This is a genomic window from Neisseria sp. P0021.S006, assembly GCF_051956895.1.
Window position 1 is genome coordinate 1 of the sequence record NZ_JBQCWZ010000928.1, and the last position, 576, is coordinate 576.

General features: G+C 49.1%; 1 pseudogene. It reads left to right on the plus strand.

The features are described from left to right. Window positions 1-132: 132 nt before the first annotated feature. Window positions 133-576 (plus strand): annotated as a pseudogene (locus tag ACTHUM_RS17950) (DEAD/DEAH box helicase); the annotation flags it as partial.

The window sequence follows — 576 nt, forward strand, 5'->3', positions numbered from 1 at the left end:
GTTCATTGTTTTCCTAATGGTGGGAATGAAATGGGGTTTGGACGGTATTATAACTTATCTGTATGAATTTACGCTATTTTCCGCTTTGGTACAGTTTGTGTTCGCGGATGTAGCGGGCGACTTGGGGCGGGAGGTCGTCTGAAAGTCTGCCGCACACGTTTTTTGGAGTTAATGAAAACAGACATCCGTAATCCTGCCATATATCCTTCCCTCGGCTATGCCTTATCTTGGTTAAATGTCTCTGGTGGTAATTCTGTGTTAGCTCCGTGGGTGAGGCACCAGTTTCCCGATACGGCTCGGCTGATTGCCGAATTGCGCGACCATGATTGCGGTAGTACGGAATGCCGTTATTGTCAGGATACGCTCAATCCTGAGGCGCAGTTACAGCGTTATTTCAAACTACCGACTTTTCGCGATGTAAAAGGATTTGATGGTGGACAACGTGCTGTGGTGCAATCAGGTATGAAGGGGTTGCATACGCTGGCGGTGCTGCCCACGGGCGGCGGCAAATCCTTGTGTTATCAGTTGCCAGCACTCAACCGCTACTACCGCAACGGAGGCTTGACAATAGTTGTT